The organism is Microcystis sp. LE19-10.1B (assembly GCF_027530565.1).
GTDB lineage: Bacteria > Cyanobacteriota > Cyanobacteriia > Cyanobacteriales > Microcystaceae > Microcystis > Microcystis aeruginosa.
Genome location: NZ_JAPZQM010000771.1, coordinates 1 through 1,334, shown reverse-complemented (window position 1 = coordinate 1,334; position 1,334 = coordinate 1). Strand labels below are relative to the sequence as shown.

At 41.7% G+C, this 1,334-nt stretch carries 1 protein-coding gene; it reads right to left on the bottom strand.

Going from position 1 to position 1,334, the window contains the following annotated elements; all coding sequences use genetic code 11:
* Positions 1 to 141: 141 nt before the first annotated feature.
* A complete protein-coding gene (locus O9332_RS27830) occupies positions 142 to 813 on the bottom strand; it encodes a hypothetical protein (protein ID WP_002762999.1) in 672 nt (223 codons plus the stop codon).
* Between the last annotated feature and the right edge of the window lie 521 nt (positions 814 to 1,334).

Below are 1,334 nucleotides of genomic sequence, written 5' to 3'. Positions count from 1 at the left end.
CTCTACTCCAGATACAGTCAGCGGTACAGCCATTTTCAAGTGAAAAATGTACCCAGTAGTCTCTTTTCAATTTTTTCTTAGAAGCGACCTGCAGTAAGGGTTTTGTTAATTTTTTAGTATTTATGTATGGGGGAAGTCCAGTTATTCAGAAAGGATATCTTTAATGGCAAGCCAAATGCGTTTGAGCTTTTGCAGCAAACCCACTGGATTACCAGTAGATTCCACTTCTACCGAATCAACTAATTGTTGAATCCTATCCATACGCTCTGCTAAAGCATAAAGGTTATTCACCGCCTCATCCTTGCTTGCCAACGATTCACGCAGTAGAACAACCATTTCAGCAATTTCCTGCTTTAGACGCTCATTTTCAATTTTACGGCGAGTTTCCCAACCCTTGATGCCAGCCTTTGAGCGTCTTTCTCGTTTAAGCAGCTCTTGGGCTTCATTATACAGAGTCAGATATTGCGTCCGCTGGGCATCTGCTTCTTGATATTTGGCTATTAATTCAACAGTTTTTGCCTTCTCTTCGTTATAAAGACAAAGAGTTTGCTGATATCTTTGCTGCTCACTAAGATAGAGTTGATTATTCTGCGTTGCACGCTGCTCCCATTCATCAACTGCAAGCTGTGAAGTCTGAAGCTGTTGCTGCAATTGAGCTTTTTCCTGCTGCAACAAAAACTTATCACCTCTAGCATTATCTCGCTGCTGTTTCAGTTCAAGATAAGAGGGTGGCTCTGGCTGCCGAGAGCGAGGATTGTTGCGCTCATTATCACTATTAGAATCTCGGCGATCCGCCCTTCGCATCCCTGGCATAATTCAACCTCCGAAGCAGATATCCCTATAACTTGAGTCTTCCCAAATCAACGGAACGAGATAGCATTCGACAAGCTAAACCTCCTAATGAATCAATCAGTATCGATCACACTAAAAAATAACTTGACGGACACTATCACTACTAAGAGTTAAAGCGACCTAACGACTTAATCAAGAGGCAATCGCCACTCTCAACTTAAATCTAAAATATCATATTTGTCCGCTCCGATGATTTGCCATAACCCGATTACTTCTTAATTCTTAACTGTAGCGAGCATCAATAATCTTGGCGAACTGAACAACGAAGTCAGCTATTTTTAATTGCGTAATCCTTGCTCAAATAGCGACTATTGAGACTTAAACAAAAACTGAGGTAACAATAGTTAGGGTCTGCTGAAAAAGTTTTTCCTGGGGGTAGGAGTCAGTAGCCGGTCGTCAGGAGCCGGTCGTTTTAGGCTTTGTTGCCCTTGTTTTTTGTACCAAGCGATGTACTACAAGAAGGATAATGCAAGGTTTTTGAA